This window comes from Pseudomaricurvus sp. HS19 (assembly GCF_009857815.1).
GTDB lineage: Bacteria > Pseudomonadota > Gammaproteobacteria > Pseudomonadales > Cellvibrionaceae > Pseudomaricurvus.
Window position 1 is genome coordinate 44,483 of record NZ_WVVW01000011.1, and the last position, 24,437, is coordinate 68,919.

Annotated in this window: 21 protein-coding genes; 13 read left to right on the forward strand and 8 right to left on the reverse strand. The window is 60.4% G+C overall.

Annotation, left to right across the window (positions count from 1 at the left end; genetic code table 11):
• Positions 1 to 31 precede the first annotated feature (31 nt).
• The 8 genes from GSF27_RS14350 (at position 32) to GSF27_RS14385 (ending at position 7,356) form a co-directional block, all read left to right on the forward strand.
• Positions 32 to 1,354 (forward strand): cytochrome c3 family protein, encoded by a 1,323-nt coding sequence (locus GSF27_RS14350; RefSeq protein WP_202410467.1) that lies wholly within the window; start codon positions 32 to 34, stop codon positions 1,352 to 1,354.
• Between the two features lie 22 nt (positions 1,355 to 1,376).
• Positions 1,377 to 1,946 carry a DUF3365 domain-containing protein gene (locus GSF27_RS14355; RefSeq protein ID WP_160970339.1) on the forward strand — a complete coding sequence of 190 codons (570 nt, stop codon included), beginning with the start codon at positions 1,377 to 1,379 and terminating at the stop codon, positions 1,944 to 1,946.
• Between the two features lie 247 nt (positions 1,947 to 2,193).
• Positions 2,194 to 2,433, forward strand: a complete 240-nt coding sequence (locus tag GSF27_RS14360) for a cytochrome c5 family protein (protein WP_160970341.1) — start codon at positions 2,194 to 2,196, stop codon at positions 2,431 to 2,433.
• A 74-nt stretch (positions 2,434 to 2,507) separates the two neighbouring features.
• Positions 2,508 to 2,861 (forward strand): group 1 truncated hemoglobin, encoded by a 354-nt coding sequence (locus GSF27_RS14365; RefSeq protein ID WP_160970343.1) that lies wholly within the window; start codon positions 2,508 to 2,510, stop codon positions 2,859 to 2,861.
• 23 nt (positions 2,862 to 2,884) lie between these two features.
• Entirely contained in the window at positions 2,885 to 3,847 is a 963-nt protein-coding gene (locus GSF27_RS14370) for a 2Fe-2S iron-sulfur cluster binding domain-containing protein (protein WP_160970345.1), read from the forward strand.
• Positions 3,848 to 4,003: 156 nt separating this feature from the next.
• The gene (locus GSF27_RS14375) at positions 4,004 to 5,677 is read left to right on the forward strand and encodes an alkaline phosphatase (RefSeq protein WP_202410468.1); all 1,674 of its coding nucleotides are present in this window, start codon (positions 4,004 to 4,006) and stop codon (positions 5,675 to 5,677) included.
• Between the two features lie 132 nt (positions 5,678 to 5,809).
• Positions 5,810 to 7,012: an aromatic ring-hydroxylating dioxygenase subunit alpha gene (locus GSF27_RS14380; RefSeq protein WP_160970347.1), complete on the forward strand. Its 1,203-nt coding sequence runs from the start codon at positions 5,810 to 5,812 to the stop codon at positions 7,010 to 7,012.
• On the forward strand, positions 7,009 to 7,356 hold the full coding sequence (locus tag GSF27_RS14385; protein ID WP_160970349.1) for a hypothetical protein: 348 nt from the start codon (positions 7,009 to 7,011) through the stop codon (positions 7,354 to 7,356). Before GSF27_RS14380 ends, GSF27_RS14385 begins: the two co-directional genes overlap by 4 nt.
• Before the next feature lie 786 nt (positions 7,357 to 8,142).
• On the opposite strand, the gene uvrA is transcribed toward GSF27_RS14385, so the two are convergent.
• The 8 genes from uvrA to ispB form a co-directional block, all read right to left on the reverse strand.
• Positions 8,143 to 10,965, reverse strand: a complete 2,823-nt coding sequence (gene uvrA, locus GSF27_RS14390; protein WP_160970351.1) for an excinuclease ABC subunit UvrA — start codon at positions 10,963 to 10,965, stop codon at positions 8,143 to 8,145.
• Positions 10,966 to 11,161: 196 nt separating this feature from the next.
• Positions 11,162 to 11,713, reverse strand: coding sequence for a membrane integrity-associated transporter subunit PqiC (locus GSF27_RS14395; RefSeq protein ID WP_160970353.1), 552 nt, complete (start codon positions 11,711 to 11,713; stop codon positions 11,162 to 11,164).
• Positions 11,710 to 13,245 (reverse strand): intermembrane transport protein PqiB, encoded by a 1,536-nt coding sequence (locus GSF27_RS14400; protein ID WP_160970355.1) that lies wholly within the window; start codon positions 13,243 to 13,245, stop codon positions 11,710 to 11,712. The genes GSF27_RS14395 and GSF27_RS14400 overlap by 4 nt, the downstream gene beginning before the upstream one ends.
• The gene (locus tag GSF27_RS14405) at positions 13,242 to 14,498 is read right to left on the reverse strand and encodes a paraquat-inducible protein A (RefSeq protein WP_160970357.1); all 1,257 of its coding nucleotides are present in this window, start codon (positions 14,496 to 14,498) and stop codon (positions 13,242 to 13,244) included. Before GSF27_RS14405 ends, GSF27_RS14400 begins: the two co-directional genes overlap by 4 nt.
• Before the next feature lie 6 nt (positions 14,499 to 14,504).
• Positions 14,505 to 14,657 carry a hypothetical protein gene (locus tag GSF27_RS14410; protein WP_160970359.1) on the reverse strand — a complete coding sequence of 51 codons (153 nt, stop codon included), beginning with the start codon at positions 14,655 to 14,657 and terminating at the stop codon, positions 14,505 to 14,507.
• Positions 14,658 to 14,743: 86 nt separating this feature from the next.
• Positions 14,744 to 16,873, reverse strand: coding sequence for an ATP-dependent DNA helicase DinG (gene dinG / locus GSF27_RS14415; RefSeq protein ID WP_160970361.1), 2,130 nt, complete (start codon positions 16,871 to 16,873; stop codon positions 14,744 to 14,746).
• A 98-nt stretch (positions 16,874 to 16,971) separates the two neighbouring features.
• Complete coding sequence (gene pgi, locus GSF27_RS14420) at positions 16,972 to 18,612, reverse strand: glucose-6-phosphate isomerase (protein WP_160970363.1); 1,641 nt, start codon at positions 18,610 to 18,612, stop codon at positions 16,972 to 16,974.
• Between the two features lie 44 nt (positions 18,613 to 18,656).
• On the reverse strand, positions 18,657 to 19,625 hold the full coding sequence (gene ispB, locus GSF27_RS14425) for an octaprenyl diphosphate synthase (RefSeq protein ID WP_160970365.1): 969 nt from the start codon (positions 19,623 to 19,625) through the stop codon (positions 18,657 to 18,659).
• A 358-nt stretch (positions 19,626 to 19,983) separates the two neighbouring features.
• On the opposite strand from ispB, the gene rplU reads away from it, so the two are divergent.
• The 5 genes from rplU (at position 19,984) to GSF27_RS14450 (ending at position 24,304) form a co-directional block, all read left to right on the forward strand.
• Positions 19,984 to 20,295, forward strand: coding sequence for a 50S ribosomal protein L21 (gene rplU, locus GSF27_RS14430; protein ID WP_160970367.1), 312 nt, complete (start codon positions 19,984 to 19,986; stop codon positions 20,293 to 20,295).
• A 16-nt stretch (positions 20,296 to 20,311) separates the two neighbouring features.
• Positions 20,312 to 20,569 carry a 50S ribosomal protein L27 gene (gene rpmA / locus GSF27_RS14435; protein WP_160970369.1) on the forward strand — a complete coding sequence of 86 codons (258 nt, stop codon included), beginning with the start codon at positions 20,312 to 20,314 and terminating at the stop codon, positions 20,567 to 20,569.
• A gap of 206 nt (positions 20,570 to 20,775) precedes the next feature.
• Complete coding sequence (gene cgtA, locus GSF27_RS14440; RefSeq protein ID WP_160970371.1) at positions 20,776 to 21,981, forward strand: Obg family GTPase CgtA; 1,206 nt, start codon at positions 20,776 to 20,778, stop codon at positions 21,979 to 21,981.
• 92 nt (positions 21,982 to 22,073) lie between these two features.
• Positions 22,074 to 23,195, forward strand: a complete 1,122-nt coding sequence (gene proB / locus GSF27_RS14445; protein WP_202410469.1) for a glutamate 5-kinase — start codon at positions 22,074 to 22,076, stop codon at positions 23,193 to 23,195.
• Positions 23,196 to 23,245: 50 nt separating this feature from the next.
• A complete protein-coding gene (locus GSF27_RS14450) occupies positions 23,246 to 24,304 on the forward strand; it encodes a histidinol-phosphate transaminase (RefSeq protein ID WP_160970373.1) in 1,059 nt (352 codons plus the stop codon).
• Positions 24,305 to 24,437 lie beyond the last annotated feature (133 nt).

Below are 24,437 nucleotides of genomic sequence, written 5' to 3' on the forward strand. Positions count from 1 at the left end.
GTTGGTGAAAAAAATTGTTTGGGGAATCTGGTTGCTGGCCACGCTGGTGTTGGCGGGATACTACGGCTGGCTGCTGCTGCAGGCGGATGACAAAAGTGAACTGCTGATTGGAGAAGCGACGCACGGTCATTTTCAGATCGAACTGGCCTGCTCGTCCTGCCACACCCAGGCGTTTGGTGGTGGTGAGGTTTTGCAGGATGCCTGTGTCAGCTGTCATGGTGACGATCTGGCCATGGCGCACGACTCCCACCCGCGCAAAAAATTTACCGATCCCCGCAATGCCGACCTGCTCAAGGTTCTCGATGCCCGTCAGTGCATCAGTTGTCATACGGAGCATCAGAACGAGCGCACTCATCCCATGGGGGTGACTGTGCCGGAAGATTACTGCTTCCATTGCCATGAGGATATTGGTGAGCGCCGCCCCAGTCACGTTGAGTTGCCGTTTGATTCCTGCGCATCAGCCGGATGTCACAACTTTCACGACAACAGGGCGCTCTATGAAGATTTTCTGGTGGCAAATTCCGGTGGGCCGTGGGTGAAAAGTGTGGCGCAGCTGGCTGAGCGCAATGCCGCCAGTCGTGCCCCCCTGCCTGATTTGCCTGCGCCTGCCTTTGATGATACTGCGTTGATGGGCAAGCACCCGCAAGTGGCCGCCGATTTTCTCGCTTCCTCCCATGCGGCGGCAGGCGTTGGCTGCGCGGGTTGTCACACCGGCAACAACGATCAGTGGTTGCAGAAGCCTGAACTGAATCAGTGCAAAACCTGCCATGCCGGAGAAGTGGAAACCTGGTTGCAGGGCAAGCATGGAATGCGGTTAGCGCAAGACTTGAGTGCAATGAGCCCCTCTATGGGGCGGCTCGCGTTTCAGGCGCATGCCGGGGACAGGCACCAAGGCTGTACAAGCTGCCATGGGGCGCACAAGTTTGATGCAAAAACAGCCGCTGTAGGAGGCTGCCTGGAGTGTCACGCTGACCAGCACAGCCTTGCATTTAACGATTCCCCCCACGGTTTGCTTGCGCAGCAGGCCCTGAACAATCAGCGTCCGTGGTCGGAAGCCGTCACTTGTGCCACTTGTCACATGCCGCGGCTGGTAAACGGTGACACTGGCATAAAAGTTGATAAAGAAAGTGTCAGCGCCTTGGGAGAAAGCGCGATCGTGAGTGTGACTCACAATCAAAATCTGACCTTGCGGCCCAATGAGAAAATGATCCGGCCTGTGTGCATGAGTTGTCACAGCCTGGAGTTTTCCATTGACGCCCTGGCGGATGAGTCGTTGATTCAGAATAACTTCAAGGGCAAGCCCCACCAACATATTGAATCAATCGACTGGGCTGTTAAACGAGAGCAACGTTAAACATTTCTTCGAGGACGAGACCATGAAAAAAGCTGTGATAGCCGCAGCCCTGGGTGTTTCTGCGCTGGTACTTTCCGGTTGCGGCGAGCCCGAGAGCAAGGGCATTGATCCCAAGGTGTATACCGATTCCCTGTTTGCGGTAATGAAAGCCGATCGTACCAACTATACCAAGCTGGTTGTTAAACGCCTTGGCCCGGCCGGTACCAATGTAATTCAGCCGGACGAGCACTGGAAGGATATTCCCAACGGCACTCTGTTGCCTGCGCAGATGTTCCGCGCCGGCGCCGAAGCGGTTCAGGAGATGACCGACGATTTCACCTATTCCCTGCAATCCATCTGGCCGATTAACAGCCAGAACGCACCCAAGACTGCGATGGAAAAGGAGGGGCTGGAATACATTGCTGCTAACCCCGGTGAGAATTACTACGGCGAAGAGAAGCTTGGTGACGTCACCTACTTTACCGCAGTTTACCCGGACGTAGCCGTTTCTGACGCCTGTACCAGCTGCCACAACGATCATAAGGACTCACCTAAAACAGATTTCAAACTGGGTGAAGTTATGGGCGGTGTGGTAATCCGGGTACCGCTGTAATCACGCGTTGCTACAAGTAGTACGGCAAAACAAACGGGGCTTGCCCTCTCTGCTGGCCAGGCTGGTCATGGCGACCCAGGGATGGGGGTGCCGCAGAGGAAACGGCAGGTCTTTATGCTGTCGGGGATGGAGCGGGGCTATGAATAGAGCAAGACTTGCAGGAGTGATTGGGGGTGCTTTCTCTTTGCTGCTACTTTGGGGGTGCAGTGATTCCGGAGAGCCGGCTGCAGCAGCACAACAGCAATCTTTGTCGCAGGCAGAAGAGCTTTACCGCAAAAACTGCAAGGTGTGTCATGCCCAGGGTATTAACGGTGCCCCTATTGTGGGTAACCAGAAAATGTGGGGGCCACGGGCTGCGCAGGGTGTCGACGTACTGGTTGAACACGCGGTAAACGGTTTTGGCCTGATGCCGCCCCGTGGTGGTTCCGCACTCACTGACGAAGAGATTCGCAAAGTAGTGGAGTACTACTTGAGCCAGCTGCAATAAACCCTCGCTGCTGGCGAATCATCCGATAAGAAATTTCAAACAATTGGCGCTTTGCGCAATATGAGGAACTGCAAATGTCTGTTTACGAAAAAATTGGTGGTGATGGTGCTGTCGAGGCAGCAGTGGATATCTTTTACCGCAAGGTCTTGATGGATGACCGGATCAGCGACTTCTTCGATACCGTTGATATGGACCGCCAGCGGGCCAAGCAGAAGGCCTTTCTTACCATGGCTTTTGGCGGGCCGAACAATTACACTGGCAAGGATATGCGGGAGGGTCATAAACACCTGAACCTGACCGAAGAACACTTCAACGCCGTAGCTGAAAACCTGATAGCTACCCTGCAGGAGTTGAGTGTGCCACAGGAGTACATCGACGAAATCGTAGGGATCTGTCTCAGCGTAAAGGACGATGTGCTCAACAAGTAATTTGTTGGAATTAAGATCGTTCTATGACTGTTGTAACCTACGAGGGGGCCCAGTTTCCCGTCGCTGACGGGGAAACTGTGCTGGACGCGCTGTTGCGCGCCGGGCAGGTGGTTCCCTATGGCTGCCGTGCCGGCGTTTGTCACTCCTGTATGATGAGCGCCGATGACGCAGCCCCTGTGCGGCAGGCCCAGGCGGGCTTGTCCGATACCCAGAAAGCCCTCAACTATTTTCTCAGCTGCCAGTGTCAGCCTGCCTCCCCGCTGGAGGTCAAGGTGGTCAACGCGGTGGGTGAGAAGAAGCTGGTGGAAGTGCTGGAAAAAACTGCCCTCAGTGACACTGTCTATCGTCTGCGACTGGCGCCGGGGCTCAGCTATCGCCCAGGGCAGTACGTGAACCTGAGTCGCGATGCGAAATTGAGCCGCAGCTATTCACTGGCGAGCCTGCCGACTGATCCCTGGCTCGAGTTCCATATTCGTCATTACCCGGACGGGGCCTTCTCCTCCTGGATTGCCAATGAGCTCAACGCAGGCGATACCCTGGAATTGCAGGGGCCTCTGGGTCACTGCATCTACGCCGCCGAAGCCAATCAGCCGCTGCTGCTGCTGGGCACCGGTACCGGTCTGGCGCCGCTGTGGGGCATCGCCCGTGAGGCGTTGGCACAGGGGCATACGGCACCGATTACACTCGTGATATCCGGTCGTTCGCTGGACGATTGTTACTATCGCGAGGAGTTGCTGGCGCTGGCGGCGGCTCACGATAACGTGACAGTAACCTGGGTGCTGCAGGAAGGTGAAGCCGCTGTTCAGGTCGAGGTGGCGGACATCTATCAGTACTGCAAAGAGCGCTTCCCCGAGCTGAACGGCTACAAAATCTATCTCTGTGGTGCCAAAACGTTCGTCAACAAACTGCGCAAACAGTGCTTCTTTGCCGGTGCCGCGGTGCGTGATATCTCCACCGACGTCTTTTTGCAGGCCGGCTCGCTCTGAGCCGTGTTTGGCGACTTTCCCGCCGGGGAAGTCGCCTTGCCCTACCCCTTTTCCCCCTGTCACCTCACCTCGCTTTCTACGGGTTGCCGTTTGCCGGTAGCCTCTGACGCGCTATGCTGCGGCACTCCGGATAATTACTAAAGCCCAGGAGTCTGCATGAGCACTGCTGCCCGTCTTCAATCACTTACCTGCAAACCGGCAGCGACCCGCTGTGCCATCGCTTCTCTTGGCCTGGGGGTGCTGGCGCTGCTGGCGGGCCATGCCGTTACGGCTGCAGAAACCACGGTTATGCAACCGGCGACACCGGCCGACTGGTATCGGCAGGGAGAGCAGCTGGTGGATTCCAATGCAGCCATTGCCCGACAGGCGAAAGGTGACGCAAAGCAGCGGGCCAAAAATGTGGTGCTGATGATCGGGGACGGCATGGGTATCTCCACGGTGACAGCTGCGCGCATTTTTGCCGGCCAGCAAGCGGGGCGCAGTGGTGAGGAGAACCGGTTGTTCTTCGAGACCTTCCCCCACCTGGCCCTGTCCAAAACCTACAACACCAACCAGCAGACGCCGGACTCCGCCGGCACAGCCACGGCGCTGATGTCCGGGGTGAAAACCAAGGCGGGTCTTATCGGGGTGAACCAGAACGTGGTACGCGGGGATTGTTCGACGGTGGCGGGCAACGAGCTGCTCAGTGCCCTGATGCTGGCGGAACTGGCCGGCAAGTCCACCGGCGTGGTTTCCACCGCGCGGATCACTCACGCCACCCCGGCGGCGGCGTATGCCCATGCCATGGACCGGGACTTCGAGAGTGATGCCGATGGCACTCGTCTCGCCAATGCCGGCCACTGTGAGGATATCGCCAGCCAGCTGCTGTCCCTGCCGCAACGGTTGCAAGCGCTGGCTGGCGGGCAGGCCAGGGTGGATGGGCTGGAGGTAGCCCTCGGTGGGGGGCGGGCCGGTTTCCTGCCGCGCTCGGCCATCGACGCCGAAAGTGGCAAGCCTGGCAAGCGCGCTGATGGCCGCGATCTCACCCGCGAGTGGCAGGACAACTACCCCAACGCCGCGTATGTCTGGAATCAGCAGCAGTTCGACGCTCTCGATGTTGCGCAGGTGGATCACCTGCTCGGGCTGTTCCAGCCCTCCCACATGCAGTTTGAGATGGATCGGGGTAACGATAAGGCCGGTGAACCCTCCCTGAGTGAGATGAGCCTGACCGCACTGCGGTTGCTGCAGAAAAATCCCCGGGGCTTCTTCCTGCAGGTGGAGTCGGGGCGTATTGATCACGCTCACCACGCCACCAACCCTATTCGTGCTCTCAGCGACGCGGCGGAGTTTGCCAATGCGGTGCGCACGGTCTATGAAAATACCGATCCGTCCGAAACCCTGATCATTGTCACCGCTGACCACAGTCACGTCTTTACCCTGGCTGGCTACCCGACCCGTGGTAACCCGATTCTCGGCAAGGTGGTGGGTAACGACCGCGCCGGTGAGCCGGAACATGAACACTCCCTGGCGGAAGACGGTCGCCCCTACACCACCGTGGGTTATATGAACGGTCGTGGTTTTGCCACTGATGTCAGCGGCGAGGGGATCTACGCCAGGCCGGTACAGGCGGGGCGCGTAGATCTCAGTAAGGTGGACACGGAAGCCGAAGGGTTTCACCCGGAAACCCTGGTGCCGACGTCAGCCGAGACCCACGGCGCCGAGGATGTGGCCATCTATGCCACGGGGCCTGGTGCCCCCCTGATTAACGGCGTGATGGAGCAGCATGCGGTCTTTCATGTTATGAACCGGGCAGCCCGGTTACGGGGCGGGGCAGGTATCAGGGGGGAGTGACTGCGCTCCGGGGCTCCCGGGCTGATACAGGGCTGATACCGGGCAATGTAAAGTTTCGACATATGTGTTGAAATTACAGCATTGCCGCTGTAATTTTAGCCTATCCGTGGATTTGCTCAGGAGAGTGAGATCATGACTGCAGAGCTTCCGGTATTTGAGCCGGTCACCAAAGAAGAGGCCTCCCGCATCGGTACTGCGCCGGTGCCTGCGGGGCCCTACTACCAATCAGACTACTTCGACGCCGAGTGCGAAGCGGTATTTCGCCGCAGCTGGCTGAATGTGGGCCATACCTGTGAATTGCCTGAGCCAGGCGACTATATTGTGCGCGAGCTGGAGGTGGCGAATGCGTCACTGCTGATTACCCGTAACCGCGATGGTTTGCTCAAGGCTTTCCACAATGCCTGTACCCACCGTGGCACGCAGCTGGTATCCGAGCCCTGCGGCCGCCGCCAGGTCTTTTCCTGCCCCTACCACATGTGGACCTTCAACAGCGATGGCGAGCTGCGCAACGCGCCGGACTTCGACCAGTTCTACGTCGACAAGGCCGAGCTGAACCTCAAGCCGGTGGCGGTGGATTCCTGTGGCGGTATGCTGTTCATCAACCTGAATCCAAATCCGGCGCAGAGCTTGCGGGATTACCTGGGCCCGCTGGCAGATCAGCTGGAGACCCTGCCGTCGGCCAGGGCCACCACCTTCTCGGAATACGTCTACGAGATCGACGCTAACTGGAAGCTCACCTACGACAACTTCCAGGAGAACTACCACCTGCGTTTTATTCATCCCAAAACCGGTGCTGCCACGTCCGGTAAGGACAATCCCTTCGGCTACCCGCTGCGCTACGGTTTTCACGATCCACACCGTACCCAGACCATCTGGTCCAACCCGCAGCCGCAGATCCAGCCGTTCCAGATGCTGGCCTTTGGCAAGGGCATGCAGTTCGCCATGCAGGACGGCCTGGTTGGCAGTGAGCAGAGCAAGGAGTACTACGCGGTATTCCCCAACCTGTTTATCCTGGGTTCTCCAATGCAGCCTTTCTCGCACACGGTCTACCCCATCAGTGCCACCAAATCCCGCGGGGTGATCCGCATCTACTGGGTGGGTGAAGACGATTGCGCCAGCCGCCGCTTTGCCCGCGAGTACGCCATGGGACTGGCACGGGATATCCACAGTGAAGACCGCGCGGTGATCGAGGCGGGTCAGCGTGGTTTGAACAGCGGCGCCCTGACCCATATTCATTTCCAGGCGCAGGAGGTGCTCTGCCGTCACCTGTTTAATATGGTGGATGAGCGTGTGCAGGCCTACCGCGCTGAGCGGCAGACAGGAGGTGCACAATGAACGCAGCCAATCGTTTACCGGCAGCCTTTGCCGAGCTGGAACCGTTTGTTGATCAGTGGTGTCTGGCTACGTCCAATGAGCGCACCACGGCGCGTCGTAACAGCACGCCGGAAGAGCGTGAAGCGTTTTTCAATGCTGGCAAGGTGATTGCCGCCGATGCGTTGCAGTTACTGGACCAGAAGCCGTTGGATCAGCTGGATGACAAAGAGCAGTGTCTGATGAGTCTGCTGTTGAGTCTGGCCCATGTGTCGCTGGCGGTGGAGATTCAGGGAGGGGATGAGGCACGGCATGCGCTGGCGTCGCAGCACATGCCGATTACGCGGTCGCCTTCGAATCCCCGGTAGGTGTTGTACTTCTTACGTACTATTTTGAGAGCGGGCCATATAGGGCCCGTTTTCATTTCTGGTGTTTGAGTGAATTTGGGTTTTGGTTTTCGCTCTTCTGAGCGAGTCACTTTTCTTTTGTACACCCAAAAGAAATACCGATACAGCGGGCACACGTGAGTAACCAAAAGAAAACGGTGCCCGGTTCGCTGGTCAGCTGGTAAAAAGCACCAGCTGACTTCCCTCTCTCCGGGCTGTCTGCGAGGGCCGGCCTGATGGGCCCTCCTGGCCCAACAGACCTGAAGCGCACGTCCATGTGCGCTTCTCCCCCACAGCCAGCCCTCCGTTCGGCAGCTCGCACGGGTTTCGAGTCCGTGCCAAATCGAAGTCCGGTTAAAAACATTGCTAAATCTCCGTCATTCCCGCGCAGGCGGGAATCCAATATATGCTGGGCTTTCTGGACTCCCGTCTGCGCGGGAGTGACGGTATTTTTGCAGCCAGTGTAGTGGGTGTTTTTGTTGAGCCGGGATGTGGCACGGATTGGGGCCCTTGGCGTAGCGCGGGGGGGAAGCCGGCCATGGACGGCCGGCTTAGCCTTGTTGTGCCAGGGACAGCGCATCAAGGCGACCCCGGAAGCGCGAGGAGCACAGGGAACCGGAAAGCGTGTTTTTGCTTTCCGGCGCGGAGGTGGGGAAAAGGCTTCTTTTGGTTACTTTTCTTTGCCTAAAGAAAAGTCACTCGCCCAGCAGGGCGAAACAGGCAGCTCAAATGCACTCGAAAAATCCAGCCTGCAACCAGGCGTAGCCACTACCCCAGCAACGGCTTAAGAAACCGCCCCGTATGGGACTTCTTCAACTTCGCCACCTGCTCCGGTGTCCCCTCGCCAATAATCTGACCGCCACCACTGCCACCTTCCGGCCCCAGGTCCACAATCCAGTCCGCCGTTTTGATGACATCGAGGTTGTGCTCAATCACCACCACGGTGTTGCCGTGGTCGCGCAGGCGGTGCAGCACGTTGAGCAGCTGCTGGATGTCGTGGAAGTGCAGGCCGGTGGTGGGCTCGTCAAGGATGTACAGGGTCTTGCCGGTATCGCGCTTGGAGAGCTCCTTGGCCAGCTTGACCCGCTGCGCCTCACCGCCGGACAAGGTCGTTGCCGCCTGACCCAGACGAATATAGGAGAGGCCCACGTCAATCAGGGTCTGCAGCTTTTTGGCAATGGCGGGGATGGCGTCGAAGAATTCGCGGGCGTCTTCCACCGTCAGGTCCAGCGCTTCGTGGATGCTCTTGCCCTTGTACTTGATCTCCAGCGTCTCGCGGTTGTAGCGCTTGCCCTTGCACACATCACAGGGCACGTAGATGTCCGGCAGGAAGTGCATCTCCACTTTCACCACGCCGTCACCCTGGCAGGCTTCACAGCGACCGCCCTTGACGTTGAAACTGAAACGACCGGGCTTGTAGCCGCGGGAGCGGGACTCCTGGGTGCCGGCAAACAGTTCACGGATGGGAGTGAAGATACCGGTGTAGGTGGCCGGGTTGGAGCGCGGTGTACGGCCGATGGGGCTCTGGTCGATGTCCACGCACTTGTCGAACAGTTCCATGTTGTGCAGCGCCTTGTACGGCGCCGGCTTCAGGGTTGTGGCACCGTTGAGGGCGGTTGCCGCCAGCGGATAGAGGGTGGCGTTGATCAGGGTGGACTTGCCGGAGCCGGAGACGCCGGTGACGCAGGTCATCAGGCCGGCCGGGATTTTCAGTGTCACATCCTGCAGGTTGTTACCGGTGGCGCCCTCCAGGATCAACTCCTTGTCCTTGGGGTAGGGAGTACGCTTCTTCGGTACTTCAATCTTTACCTCGCCGGAGAGGTATTTACCGGTGAGGGATTTGGGATTGGCCATCACCTCGCCAACCGTGCCCTGGGCCACAATCTCGCCGCCGTGGACGCCGGCACCGGGGCCGATGTCCACCACGTAATCGGCGAGGCGGATGGCGTCTTCATCGTGCTCTACCACAATCACGGTGTTGCCCAGGTCCCGCAGGTGGGTGAGGGTGCGCAGCAGGCGGTCATTGTCGCGCTGGTGCAGGCCGATGGAGGGTTCGTCGAGGATGTACATCACACCCACCAGGCCGGCGCCGATCTGGCTGGCCAGGCGGATACGCTGTGCCTCACCACCGGAGAGGGTTTCGGCGCTGCGGCTCAGGGTCAGGTAGTTGAGCCCTACATCCACCAGGAAGCGGAAGCGATCACGCAGCTCTTTCAGGATCTTGTCGGCGATCTTGCCTTTGGCACCCTCGAACTTGAGCTGGGTAAAGTAGTCGTGGGCTTCACCCACCGGCAGGTTGGTGATCTGCGGCAGGGTGCGCTCGTCCACAAACACGTTGCGGGCGTCGCGGCGCAGGCGGGTGCCTTCGCACTCGGGACAATCCTGGGTGGAAACGTACTTGGCCAGCTCCTCGCGCACGCTCTGGGAGTCGGTCTCCTTGTAGCGCCGGTTCATATTATTGATCACGCCTTCGAAGGTGTGATTGCGCTGGTAGAGGTCGCCCTTGTCGTTGGCGTAGCTGAAGTTGATCACCTCGTCGCCGGAGCCGTAGAGGATCACTTGCTGGTATTTTTTCGGCAGCTTCTGCCACGGCGTATCAATGGAAAAGCCGTAGTGATCCGCCAGCGAGGTGAGCAGGTGGTAGTAGTAGAAGTTGCGACGATCCCAGCCACGGATGGCGCCTTCGGCCAGTGAGGCGTCCGGAAACTGGATCACCTTGTCGATATCGAAAAACTGGCTCACACCCAGGCCGTCACAGCTGGGGCAGGCACCAGCGGGGTTGTTGAAGGAGAAGAGCCGCGGCTCCAGCTCCGACAGCGAGTAGTCACACACCGGGCAGGCGTGCTTGGCGGAGAACATGCGGTCCTCCTGGTCGCCATCCATAAAGCTGATGCCGGCCAGGCCGTCCGCCAGTGTCAGTGCGGTTTCGAAGGATTCCGCCAGCCGGATCTGCAGGTCGTCGCGCACCTTGAAACGGTCCACCACCACTTCGATGGTGTGTTTTTTCTTTTTGTCGAGGGCGGGGACATCGTCCAGGTCCACAACCACGCCGTCGATACGGACGCGGATAAAACCGTCGCGTCGCAGTTGCTCGAAGGTGTGCAAGTGCTCACCTTTGCGCTCGCGCACGATGGGTGCCAGCAGCATGACTTTGCTGCCTTCCGGCAGGGCCAGCACCTGATCCACCATCTCGCTGATGGTCTGGGCTGACAGGGGTTCACCGTGCAGCGGGCAGCGCGGTTCGCCGACGCGGGCAAACAGCAGGCGCAGGTAGTCGTAGATCTCGGTGATGGTACCGACGGTGGAGCGCGGGTTGTGGGATGTGGATTTCTGCTCAATGGAGATGGCAGGGCTCAGTCCCTCCACGTGGTCCACATCGGGCTTCTCCATCATCGACAGGAACTGACGGGCGTAGGTGGAGAGCGACTCCACATAGCGGCGCTGGCCTTCGGCGTAGAGGGTATCGAATGCGAGGGAGGATTTGCCGGAACCGGAGAGGCCGGTAATGACAATCAGTTTGTCCCGCGGGAGGTCGATATCAAGGTTTTTCAGGTTGTGGGTGCGCGCACCGCGTACGTAAATCGTGTCCACAGGTTCCAGCCATCAGGGTAAGAGCAAACGCCCAGTATACGTGCTTTTGAGGGGTACGGACTACCGCCAGTCCGGTCTGTTGCCGGGGTTCGGCGCTATCGCGGGACGCAGTCAGCTTCTGTTGCGCGTACGGAGTTGGGTGGCAGGGGCACTGTGACCAGGCCCCTGACGAGGGCAGGTGGCAACGCTGCCCGCATTACGTGGGCGTCGCTTCCAGTTGGCTGAGGATGGTGTCGCTCAGGCGCTTTAGCAGCTGCTTTTGGCTCTCAATTGCGGCGTCGAAACCGTCCCCGGTCAGGGCTTCCTGCAGCTGCACATGTTGTTGTTGGCGGCGGCCGTTCTGGCGGTCCAGCAGTTCCCAGCTGGCCACCAGTATGACGTCGCCGCCGGTGGTGGGGTGCAGTTGGTCGATCCGGATCCGCAGCTGGTAGCGGGGTGGGGCGTCCGTGCCCAATCTATCATCGGCGCCCAGTTGGCGGCTGAGGAACAGGGGCAGGCTCTGCGACAGCGGTTCGGCCCATTGGTGATGCCTGGCGATGAGGATTTCGTTGCCGTCGGTGACCATCACCAGCCCCGGCTGCTGCAGGTAGGCTGCCAGTCGCACCTCTGCCAGCGCCAGGTCCCGGGGCTGCGCCGCGGTGGTGGTGTCGGCGCGCAGCAGGTAGTAGCGGGTGGCGGGCGCTGACGGGCCATTGAGGCAGCCGCTCAGTAACAGGCAGAGAGCGGCGGTGAGCAGGTGGCGAATCATTGGCGGGCCTCCGGCAGGCGGTCTTCCACTTCCGCGGCAGGCAGCAGGTGGGCGCTGTTGTCCAGGGTGTCGCTGAGCTGGCGGATGGAGGTCATGGTGCTGTTCAGTTCTCCCAGGCTCTGTTGCAGCTGCCCGGGGAGCTGTTGCAGTTGCGGGTTTTGCAGCATCAGTTCGAGGCTGGCCAGGGTGCTGTCCAGACGCTGCAGGGCGCGGTCGGCTTCGCTGAGGGTGTTTTCCAGCGGCAGTTTATTGAGTTTGTTCAGCAATTGGCTGGCGGAGGCCTGCAATTGGTTGAAGCCACCGGCTATGGCCGGGATTTGCGGGTATTGCTGAATGGGGGGCAGCGACTGGGCGGGAGCGTCCGGGTGGTAGTCAAGGCTCACCAGCTGGTTGCCGGTAATCAGGTTGCCGGTTTGCAGGGAGGCGTGCAGGCCGCGTTGTATGGCCGTAGCGAGGGATGTTTTCAGGCGCTCGGCACCGGCAGGGGTGTCTTCCATGGAGAGGCTGCCGGGGGCGATGGAGATGAGTACCGGGATGGTGATTTTGTCGTCATAGACACCCTTGGCCACCAGCTCCTGCAGCAGGATCTTCTCCACCCTGCCCACGGGTATACCGCGGTAGAGGACCGGGGCGCCGGGAGCCAGCCCGCTGACCGATTCGTCGAAGGTCACCACGTAGCGGACGTGCTCGTGGTAATCGCGCCGCAGCGTGTCTTCCAGTGAACTGTAGAGTTTGAACTCCTCGCCATTGCTGACCACTTCACCCTTGTCCATGCCGGGCGGCACGGCAAAGGATATGCCTCCGGACAGCAGGGTATTGAGTGAGCCCACATCCATGTCCAGTCCGCGGGCCGAGGCGCGCACGCTGAGGCCGCTCACGTCCCAGAATCGCACGTTTTCAGTGACCAGCTGGTGGTAGGGGGCACGGATAAAAACGTCGTAATGCACCGAAAGATTGGCCGGGTTGAGGGACTGGTTTTCCACGCTGCCGACTTCAAAGCCGTTGAACAGTACCGGGTCGCCACTGCGCAGGCGGCTGTTGGTGTTGCTGTTGATGGTAAGGCGCAAACCGGGCGCGTTCAGGTCGGTGGGCGGCGGGTTGTCCAGTCCCTCAAAGCGTTTGCGTGAGCTCTTGTCCTTGCCGGGAGCAACCTTGATAAAGGCGCCGGAAAGCAGGGTATCCAGGCCGCTGACACCACTGGTGCCGATGCGTGCGCGCTCCACCCAGAAGCGGGTGTCCTCCCGTAGCAGGTGTGCATACTGCCGGTCGAGGCGGGCGTGTACTACTACACCGGCAAGGTCGTCGCGCAGGGAGAGGCTGTCCACCAGGCCCACGTCCACGCTCAGCAATTTGATGCGGGTTTTGCCGGCCACCAGGTCGTCGGCATTGGCAAACTCGATGGTAAAGGCCGGTCCCTGGCGCAATTGCTGTTGCAGCAGCAGCCAGATTCCCAGTCCCAGGGCCAGCAGGGGGATAAACCAGATGCGCGAGAAGCGTCGCGGTGGCCGGATAGTGGCCTGATGTTCAGTCATGTAAACGTCCTGTTACGCCACAGCAGGCGAGGGTCAAAGCGCTCGGCGGCCAGCATGGTGACAATGACTACACTGGCGAAGGCCAGTGCGCCGACTCCCGCTTCGACCCGCATCAGCCCCTGCAGTTGCACCAGCGCAATCAGGATGGCCACCACATAGATATCCACCATGGACCATTTGCCCATGAACTCGGCCACCCGGTAGAGCTGGGTCTGCTGGCGGCGATCCTGCCGTCGGGGTTTTTTCGCCATCCAGCAGAGATAGAACAGGGCCAACAGCTTAGCCAGCGGCACCACCACGCTGGCACAGAAGATAATAATGGCAACCGGGTAGGAGTGCAGTTCCACCAGCAGCCAGATACCGCCAAGAATGGTGCTGCTGGTCTCCTGTCCGAACTCGCTGGTAATCATGATGGGGTAGAGGTTGGCAGGAATGTAGAGCAGGCTGGCGGTGACCAGCAACGCCAGTGTGTGGTTGAGGCAGCGACGGCGGTCGGTGCGATGGCTGCGACTGTGGCAACAGGGGCAGTGGCTGGACTTTTTCAGGTACAGAAAGCCGCAGTGTCGGCAGTGTTGCAGGGTGTTGATTTCCCTCGGCACGGTCAGTCCCCGCAGGGCAGCGATCTGCCGCCAGCACTGCAGGCGATCAACCCGACTCTGCATGAGGGTAAAGCAGAGGGTGAATCCCATATAGGCCCAGAAGGCGAGCCCCAGTTGCAGGTCGGCCATGGAATGAAGTTTAACCAGGCTGACCACCAGTCCCAGCAGGAACACATCGGCCATATACCAGCCTTGCAGCAGGAACAGCCAGTGGGCAGCGTCGGTGAGCCAGGGGCTGGGGCGCTGCCGCCACAGGGGCAGGTAAGTGGCCAGGCTCAGTCCCAGCATCAACAGGGGAATGCCGACGATGGTGGCGCTGACCAGCAGTCCCATCAGGGGCATATTTTGCTGGCTGTAGGACCAGGCGGTGTAGGGCAGGCTGATCTGGTTGCTGGCGCCGGCAGCGCTGAGGTTCAGGAATGGCAGGCTCAGTGCCAGTAGCAGCAGCACCAGCGAGGTAATCGCGTAGGCCAGTACCTGCTCGTTGGCGTTGTCGTAGTGCTGGCTCAGGGGGTGGCTGCAACGGGGGCAGATGGCGCGGGCGCCGTGCTGTAGTTGTGGCAGGGTCATGACCAGGTCACAGGAGGGACAGGCGAGCGGGTTGCCTGCTGGTGCCGGTTGGTTGGCAGATGTGCTGACGCTTCCCTGAGTCATAGTGTGTCAGCCACAGGAGCCAGGAGAGGCTGGCGGGTGTTGGCGCAGCCCGTCACCGGTGTGATTGGTCTGCAGCCCGGTGGGCGATGGTTGTCGCCACCGGGACAGTGGATGCTGGCCGGCAATCAGGTCAAAACGCATGGTTGTTACCTTGGTCATGCTGCCATTGTAGGTGGATGCATGCGCGAGCGAAACTCCGGCGCTTTTTATCAGCGGGTATAACGTCGGTGTATCTCAGTGAGTTCTCAGTTGCTGATCTGCAGGGCGAAAGGCGGCAGTGAGTTGAGAATGGCCTTGCCATAGCGCTTGGTGACGATGCGACGGTCCAGCAGGGTGACGGTGCCGGTGTCGCTCTCAGTGCGCAGCAGCCGGCCGCAGGCCTGCACCAGTCGCACCGAGGCGTCCGGCACGGTGATCTCCATAAAGGCGTTGCCGCCACGGGCTTCGATCCACTCCGACAGAGAGGCTTCCACGGGATCATCGGGTACCGCAAAGGGCAGCTTGGCGATCACCACGTGGGTGCAGTAGTCGCCGGGCAGGTCCACACCCTCGGCAAAACTGGCGAGGCCGAAAATAATGCTGCCCTCGCCGTCGTCAATGCGTTTTTTGTGCTCGTCCAGCAACGCCTGCTTGGAGCGATCCCCCTGTACCAGCACCAGTTGCTGCCAGTCCCGTGGCAGGCCGTCGTAGACCTCCAGCATCTGTCGTCTTGAAGAGAACAGCACCAGGCTGCCGGCGTTGATGTCCAGCAGTTGTGGCAGGGCGTCGATTACCGAGTTGGTGTGGTCGGTGGGGTTGCCGGCATCGATGGCCTGCGGTGGCACGCTGAGCACACCGGCTTCGCCAAACTGGAAGGGGCTGGGTACCGCTTCGTAGCTGCTGTCGGAAGGGGTGCCGGCGCGCATTTGGAAGCGGTCAAAGCGCCCCAGTGCGGTGAGGGTGGCGGAGGTGACCACGGCGCCGCAGCACTGGTTCCAGAGACCATATTCCAACGTGCGGGCGGCGAGGATCGGGCTGGAGCAGACTTCAAAATCCAGGTTGCCCCCCTGTTCCACCAGCGTAAACCAGCGCGCCCGTGGCACGGCGCCTTCGGGGTCAGGGTTGGCGTAGCTGTGCCACAGTTCGGCGTTGGCTTCGGCGCGGGACTGCCAGGTGCCGATCAGGGGGTAGGCGTTTTCCAGATCCACTTTTGGCACCGGGCAGTGGCTGTCCTCCATGGACTCTTCCAGCTCCTTGGTCATCTTGCCCAGCAGCTCAGACAGCCGCTGGAAGGCGCGGAAGATGTCGAGGCTGTGAGCGCGGATGGTCTCCGGCACCACGCCGTTTTCAAAACGGTAGCGCGGTGTGTGGGCGGTAGTGTCGATACCCTCCGCCAGCGCCTGGAACATGGGGATCACCTTGTCCAGCTCCTGGCGGGCGTCCAGCAGGGCTGCCGGCAGCTGCTCGCCAAAGCGGTCGATCTGGCCGGCGCCGCTCACCTCTGCCACCAGGTTGGCAGCCGGCTTCTGGCTCTGTTCCAGCCACTTGCCGGTGGAGAGCAGGCGCGAGTGGTGCGCAAAGTGGTTGAGGGCCTTGTCCGGCAGGTGATGACCTTCGTCGAAAATGTAGATGGTGTCTTCGGGGGCCGGCAGGATGGCGCCACCACCGAGGGCCAGGTCCGCCAGCACCAGGTCGTGATTGGTGACGATGCAGTCGACACTGCCGAGGTTCTCCCGCGCCTTCATAAAACTGCAGCTGGAGACGTTGGCGCAGCGGCGGCCGGTGCACTGGCGGTGATCGGTAGTGACCCGCTGCCAGTCCTCGTCTTCCACGCCCTCCGCCCAGTTGTCGCGATCGCCGTCCCACTTGTTGGCCGCCATGGCTTCCACCATGGTCTGGTAGATCTTCACAGACTCGGCGGTCACCTGCGGGTATTCGTCTTCGTAGAGGGCCTGGGTGGGATTGGTGGCGAAGTCCACTTCGCTGAGGATGCGGTCCAGCTTTGACAGGCACAGGTAGCGACCGCGGCCCTTGGCCAGTGACACCTTGAAATGCAGGCCACTGTGGCGCAGCACTTCGGGAATATCCTTGTTGACGATCTGCTCCTGCAGGGCAACGGTGGCGGTGGAGATGACCACTTTCTTGCCCAGCGCCTTGGCCACCGGCAGGGTGGCCAGCAGATAGGCGACGGTCTTGCCGGTGCCGGTGCCGGCTTCCACCACGGCCACGTGGCCGCTGGTCTCGCGCACGCCTTCGTCGTCCAGTTCAATGGAGCCCAGGGTGCGGGCGATATTGGCGATCATCAGCTTCTGGCCCAGGCGCGGCTTGAGACTCTTGTTGTTGAGAAACTCGCGATAGGCGCCCTGGATGGTTTGCTTGAGATCGTCGGAGAGCATGAAAGGAGAGGTCTTCTGTGTCGCTGGCAAAGGGGCAAGTGTACCCCGTTTGGCCGGGGTACAGCATCACCAAAAAGTGGGTAATGATCGGCAGCGGGTCAATCGCGGGCGCTGAGGATTTTTTCCGCCAGCTGCCGGGTGGAGCCGTCCCACTCTTCGGGCAGGGTTCCGCATTGCAGGGCCTGGTCAATGCGTGTGCCCAGCTGCTTGCCCAGCTCCACACCCCATTGGTCGAAGGCGTTGATGTCCAGCAGCACGCTCAGCACATACACCTTGTGTTCGTAGAGGGCGATGAGGGCGCCGAGGGCTTCCGGGGTGAGGCGCTCCATCAGCAGGGTGTTGCTGGGGCGATTGCCGGGAATCACCTTGTGCGGCGCGAGGCTTGCGGCTTCGTCTGCGGTTTTGCCGCCGTCCAGCAGCTCCTGCGTGGCGACTTGCAGGGATTTACCATCCAGCAGCGCCTGGCTCTGGCTCAGGCAGCAGGCGAGCAGTTCACGGTGCTGGTGAGTGTGTGGGTGGTTGGGCATCAGGCTGGCAATAAAGTCCACCGGCACCATCTGCGTGCCCTGGTGCAGCAGCTGGTGGAAGGAGTGCTGGCCGTTGCTCTCCTCTGTACCCCAGATGGTGACGCCGGTGTGGTAAGCCAGTGGTTGGCCGTGGCGGTCCACACCTTTGCCCAGGCTCTCCATGTCCAGCTGTTGCAGGAAGTCGGGGAAGCGTTGCAGCTGGTGGCAGTAGGGCAACACCGCCTGGCTGCGGGCCTGCCAGAACTGGCTGTACCAGAAGGTGATCAGGGCCAGGATGACGGGCATGTTGTCAGCGGCGGGTGCGCTGGCAAAGTGCTCGTCCATGGTGGCGGCGCCATTGAGCAGTTCTTCAAAGCCCTGCCAGCCGATGGCCAGGGCGATGGGCAGGCCGATGGCGGACCAGAGGGAGTAGCGCCCTCCCACCCAGTCCCACATGGGGAAGATGTTGTCCGGGTCGATACCGAAGGAGGTGGCCTTGGCAATGTTGGTGCTGATGGCGACAAAGTGCTGGCGCAGTTGGTTTTCCGGGCAGCCGGCGGTGAGTATCCAGTTGCGGGCCGTGGTGGAATTCTCCAGCGTTTCCAGGGTAGTGAACGATTTGGAGGCGACGATAAACAGGGTGGTTGCCGGGTTGAGCCCCTGCAGCACCTGATGGATCTCGGCGCCGTCAATGTTGGCGACAAAATGCACCTTTAATCCGGGCCGGTGATAATCGCTCAGTGCGCGGCACACCATGCGGGGACCGAGGTCCGAGCCACCAATTCCAATATTGACCACATCGGTGATGGTATCGCCGTCGAAACCATTCCACTGCTGGTTGTGCAGTTGCTCCACAAAAGCACGCATTTTGGCCTGGGTGGCTTTGACTTCAGCGTGAACGGAGGGCTCCGGGATCACGCTGTTGGCGCGATAGCGCAGTGCGGTGTGCCAGGCGGGGCGCTGCTCGGTGTTGTTCACCTCGGCGCCGTGCAGCAGGCGGGTAATGGCCGAGTCCAGCTGCTGGTGTTCACAGAGATTGAGCAGCAGTTGCAGGGTGGTGTCGTCGAGGTGGCTCTTGGAGTAATCGAGAAACAGCGGGCCGGCCTGCAGGGAGTAGCGCCCTGCGCGTTCGCTGTCATCATGGAAAAGCTGCCGCAGTTGTTTCTGCCACTGTTGGCGGTGGTGCGTCAGGGCCTGCCAGTGGGTGGGGGTGCAGCTTGCTTCCATGTCCATAATCCTTTGTCTGTGGCGGCCCTGTGGTGAGTTGGTGATGTCAGTTAGTGATCGCGCCCTACGGCAAAGTGTGCCAGTTCCGTCATGGCCTGGCGGTAAGGGCTGTCCGGCAGGTGCTCCAGTTGGGCGATGGCCAGGTCGGCCTGCTCCTTGGCGCTGTCAGTAGTGTATTGCAGGGCGCCGGTGCGCTGCACAATGGCCACCACTGCCTGCAGTTGGTCCAGCGCGCCTTCGCGGATGGCATCGGCAATGAGTGCTGACTCTTCTGCGGTGCCTTGTGCCATGGCCTGGATCAGCGGCAGGGTGGGTTTGCCTTCGGCCAGGTCGTCACCGACGTTCTTGCCCAGGGTTTCGGCGTCACCTTCGTAATCGAGGGCGTCGTCGATCAACTGAAAGGCCAGTCCCAGGTGGTAGCCATAGCGTTTCAGGGCCTGGCGCTGCTCGGCGGTGGCGTCGGCCAGCACGGCGGCGGTGTCACAGGCGGCTTCAAACAGGGCGCCGGTCTTCTTGTAAATCACTTCCAGGTAGTTGGCTTCGCTGACCGTCGGGTCTTTGGCGTTCACCAGCTGCTGCACCTCACCTTCAGAGATGGTGTTGGTGGTGTCCGAAAGGATCTGCATGATCTCCATGGAGCCGATCGCCACCATCATCTGGAAGGCCCGGGAGTAGAGGAAGTCCCCTACCAGCACACTCGGTGCATTGCCCCACTTGGCATTGGCGGTGGGGCGGCCACGGCGCATGTTGGAGATGTCCACCACGTCGTCGTGCAGCAGGGTCGCGGTGTGAATGAATTCGATAATGGCTGCCAGGTCCAGGTGCTGCTTGCCCCTGGCCGGGTAATTGAGCGCATTGGCAGTCAGCAGCACCAGCAGCGGGCGCAGGCGCTTGCCGCCGGCTTCCACCAGGTAATGGCCGATATTCTCAACCAGTCCGACGTTGGAGTGCAGCTGCTCGATAATCAGCTGATTAACAGCTGCAAAGTCGGCCTCAACGGCCTTGTGAAAGGGTAGCATAGGGGGTAGGCAGATCCGGAATTCTGTTGCTCGTTCGCATTCTGGGCACGGGGGCTCAGGCTGTCAAGCGTGGTGGCTGTGGCCGGGATCCTGATTTGGCTTAACAATCAACAAGTTGGAGTTCCCCGGTGTGGAATGACGGTGCACTTTTGTGAAGCTGTTCCGCGCTTGCGCTGCCCCTGTCTTTGACGTAGAATCTGCGCCCCTGCCACAGGTCCGCCTCCGGGTGCCCTGCTGGTGAGGTCACAGAATTGAGTTAGGTATACGACGCAAGCTCTGCAAAATGTGTCCGGTAGGTTCCGGCGCTGCTTCGTGTCGTCCAATATCTGGTCAATGATCTATTTATTGGAGCATGTAAATGTACGCTGTTATCAAAAGTGGCGGTAAGCAACACCGCGTAGTGGAAGGCGAAACCCTGAAGCTGGAAAAAATCGAAGTTGCCACCGGTGAAACCGTAGAGTTTGACCAGGTGCTGATGGTTGCCTCTGGCGACGACGTCAAGATCGGTGCGCCGGTTGTGGCTGGTGCCAAAGTGACTGCCGAGGTGGTTAGCCACGGCCGTGGTGACAAGGTGAAGATCGTCAAGTTCCGTCGCCGTAAGCACTCCCTGAAGCGTCAGGGTCACCGTCAGTGGTTCACCGAAGTGAAAATCACTGGTATCCAAGGTTAATTAAGGAGTTTAAGTCATGGCTCACAAGAAAGCTGGTGGTAGTACGCGCAACGGGCGCGATTCAGAAAGTAAGCGCCTGGGTGTTAAGCGTTTCGGTGGTCAGGCGGTTCTGGCTGGCAACATCCTGGTTCGTCAGCGCGGCACCAAGTTCCACGCTGGTGAAAACGTAGGCATTGGTAAAGACCACACTCTGTTCGCAAAAGCCGATGGCGTTGTGAAGTTTGAAGTGAAAGGTGCCAACAACCGCAAGTTCGTCAGCATCGTTTCTGCTTAATTGCAGTCTGACAACATACCGGTTGCTCTGTTTGGGTGATCGGTAGCGGTTCGGGAGTTGTCCCGGCCTATGCAAAAGCCCCGTCCGAACCGATGGGGCTTTTGCGTTTATAATGCAAGTTTTCCGGAGTCGTTCCGGGTGGTCGCTGCCGGCAAGTCTGTTCCGGTCGAAGTGTTCCGGTCAGTGTGCCGTTGGAGGAAAATCTCATGAAGTTTGTTGATGAAGCGCCCATTTTTGTCGCAGCCGGTAATGGCGGCAACGGCTGCATGAGCTTTTGGCGGGAAAAGTTTGTCGCCAAGGGTGGCCCCGACGGTGGTGATGGCGGTGACGGTGGCAGCGTCTATCTGGAAGCAGATGACGAGCTCAATACGCTGGTGGACTATCGCTACCAGACCAAATTCCGTGCTGAAAATGGTCAGTCCGGTCGTGGTGCCAACTGTACCGGAGCCAAGGGCTCGGACCTGGTGTTGAAGGTGCCGGTCGGCACTACGGTATTTGATGTGGATACCGAGGAGCGCCTCGGCGACCTGACCCATCCGGGTGAGCGCCTGATGGTGGCTCGTGGTGGTTTCCACGGCATCGGTAACGCCCGCTACAAATCCTCCGTCAACCGGGCCCCGCGCCAGACCAAGCCTGGCCAGCCTGGTGAGGAGCGCAACCTCAAGCTGGAGCTGAAAGTGCTGGCGGATGTGGGGCTGCTGGGGCTGCCCAATGCCGGCAAGAGTACCTTTATCCGTTCGGTATCCTCTGCCAAGCCCAAGGTGGCGGACTATCCGTTTACCACGCTGGTGCCGAACCTGGGTGTCGTGAAGGTGCAGGCGCACCGCAGTTTTGTGATCGCCGATATTCCCGGTGTGATCGAAGGGGCGGCTGAGGGGGCTGGTCTCGGTATCCGTTTCCTCAAGCACCTGACCCGCTGCCGGGTGCTGCTGCACCTGGTGGATATGTGCCCCTACGACGGCAGTACCCCAGCGCAAAATGCCCAGGTGATCATCGACGAGCTGGAGGCCTTCTCCCCCACGCTGGCGCAGCGTGAGCGCTGGCTGGTGCTCAACAAGGTGGATCTGTTGCCGGAAGATGAGGCCGAGGCTGCCTGTCAGGCGGTGGTGGATGAGCTGGGCTGGGAAGGACCGGTGTTTCAGGTATCTGCCATTAACCGGCAAGGCACCGATGCCCTGTGCGGGCAGTTAATGGCTCACCTGGAGGGTTGCTGGGAGGAGGAAGAACAGAATCCGGAAGCCGCAGAGGCCGAGACTGCCATGCAGGAGGCCATGCAGGAAGAGGCTCGTGAGCGCATTGAAGAGCTGCGCGAGCGCCATCGTGCCCAGCGCAAGGCCCGCAAGGGCGGCGATGATGACGATGATGACTGGAATGATGATGATTACGATGTGGAGTGGGAGTACGCGCCCTGAGTGCGGCGGCTCTGTCGGGCTGTCCCTGCAGTGCTGTCCTTGCAGTGCTACCCCTGAATAATCCTGCCAACGGAATGTGACCAGATTACAGCATGAGTGTGCGAGACAAGTTGCCCGGTGCGCGGCGCTGGGTGGTAAAAATCGGTAGTGCCCTGCTGACCGCCAATGGTCGCGGGCTGGATGTGAATGCCATAGCCGGCTGGGTTGAACAGCTCGCGCAATTGCAGAAAAGCGGCGTCGAGCTGGTGCTGGTCTCCTCCGGCGCTGTGGCTGCCGGCATGACCCGCCTCGGCTGGACCGAGCGCCCCGAGGCCATTCATGAGCTGCAGGCGGCGGCCGCGGTGGGGCAGACAGGCCTGGTGCAGGCCTATGAGCAGGAGTTCCAGCGCTACGGCCTGAACACGGCCCAGGTGCTGCTGGATCACGACGACCTCTCCAATCGCGAGCGCTATCTCAATGCCCGCTCCACCCTCAAGGCCCTGACCGGGCTCGGTGTGGTGCCGGTGGTCAATGAAAACGACACGGTGGTCACCGATGAGATCCGTTTTGGGGATAACGACACCCTGGCGGCGCTGGTGGCCAATCTTGTGGAAGCGGATGTGCTGATCATTCTCACTGATCAGGATGGCATGTTTGAGGCCGACCCCCGCACTAATCCCGATGCTCCCCTGATCAGTGAAGTGGCGGCCAGTGAGCCGACCCTCGATGCCAAGGCCGGTGGCGGCGGCAAGCTGGGGCGTGGCGGAATGGCGACCAAGGTGCGCGCGGCGCGCCTGGCTGCCCGTTCCGGTGCCCACACTGTCATTGTTGGCGGTCGTATCGCCGGTGTGGTGACGCGCCTGCGCCAGGGTGAGGCGCTGGGAACGCTGCTGACGGCTGACCAGCCGCCGCAGGCGGCGCGCAAGCGCTGGCTCGCAGGTCAGTTGCAGGTGCGTGGTCGCCTGACGCTGGATGAGGGCGCGGTACGTGTCCTGAAGCAGCAGGGCAAAAGTCTGTTGCCGGTGGGTGTGCGGCGGGTGGATGGTGAATTCAATCGCGGCGATATGGTCTCCTGTGTCGATGCCGACGGCGTCGAAGTGGCTCGCGGGCTGGTGAATTACAGTGTGCAGGAGTCGCGCCGCATCATCGGTCGCCCCAGTGAGGAGATCGAGTCGCTGTTGGGTTATGTGGACGAGCGTGAACTGATTCACCGGGATAACCTGGTGGTGCTGTAACTGTTTTGCGGGCGGCGCAGCCGTCACTTTGAATCGGCAGGTTTTACCCTATGAGTATCTTCAAGAAGCACATCGATGCCATGTCCGCCTATACGCCGCCGCTGGAAGGGCGGGATCCGAAGGCGTACACCTTGCTGGATTTCAATGAGCGCACCGTCGAGGTGACAGAGTCCGTGCGTCAGGCGCTGCACCGGTTTATCGACAGCGGCCGTCTGCAGATGTACCCCTCCTACGGTGACCTGACCCGTCGCATCGCCGAATACTGTGGCGTGGCTGATGACAAGGTAATGATTACCAATGGTTCGGACCAGGGTATCGAGCTGATCATTCGCGCGGCGTGCAATGCCGGTGACGAGATCATTATTCCGGGCCCCAGCTTTGCCATGTACAGCCAGGTGGCAAAGGCGGAAGCGCTCACCATTATTGAGCCCCAGTACACCCGTCAGGGCGGTTATCCGCTGCAGCAGGTGCTGGAGGCGGTGACCGACAAAACCCGGGTGATTGTGGTTTCCAATCCCAACAATCCCTGCGGTACCCTGGTGGCGCCGGAAGATGTGGTGCGCATAGCCAAAGCGGCGCCGCAGGCGGCCATTCTGGTGGACGAATGCTACTTTGAGTACAGCAAGACCAGCGTCAAGGATCATCTGGATGAGTGCCGCAATCTGCTGATTACCCGCACCTTCTCCAAGACCTGGGGCTTGCCTTCCATTCGCCTGGGTTACATTCTCAGCCACAATGACAATATTCGCGCGCTGCTCAATGTGCGTGGCCCGTACGACGTCAACCAGTTTGCGGTAGTGGCGGTGTTGGCGGCGCTGGAGGACAAGGCGACCTCTCTGGCGTATGTGGATGAGGTGATGGGGGTTTCCAAGCCGATGCTGGAGACCTATCTGCAGGAGAGGGGGGTGGACTTCTGGCCCAGTGCGGCGAATTACCTTTGGACCTTTCCGGAGCAGCCGGAGCTGTTGAATGGTGCGTTGGTGGCAGCCCATATCCTGGTGCGTCCCAAGGCGGATGCTGCAGGCCGTATGGGGTTGCGGATTACCCTGGGTACCGAGGCACAGACGCGGGCATTGATTGAGGTGCTTGAGGGTGTGCTGGGAGGCTGACGATCTGTGATGGCGGGCTGGATCGCTGCTGGTGGTTCAGTCCGGGGTGGCAGGTGCATGTGCTACATGTGTTAAAAGCCCTGCCCCTGAAATCCGGGCAATAAAAAAGCCGGCGTAAAGCCGGCTTTTTTGT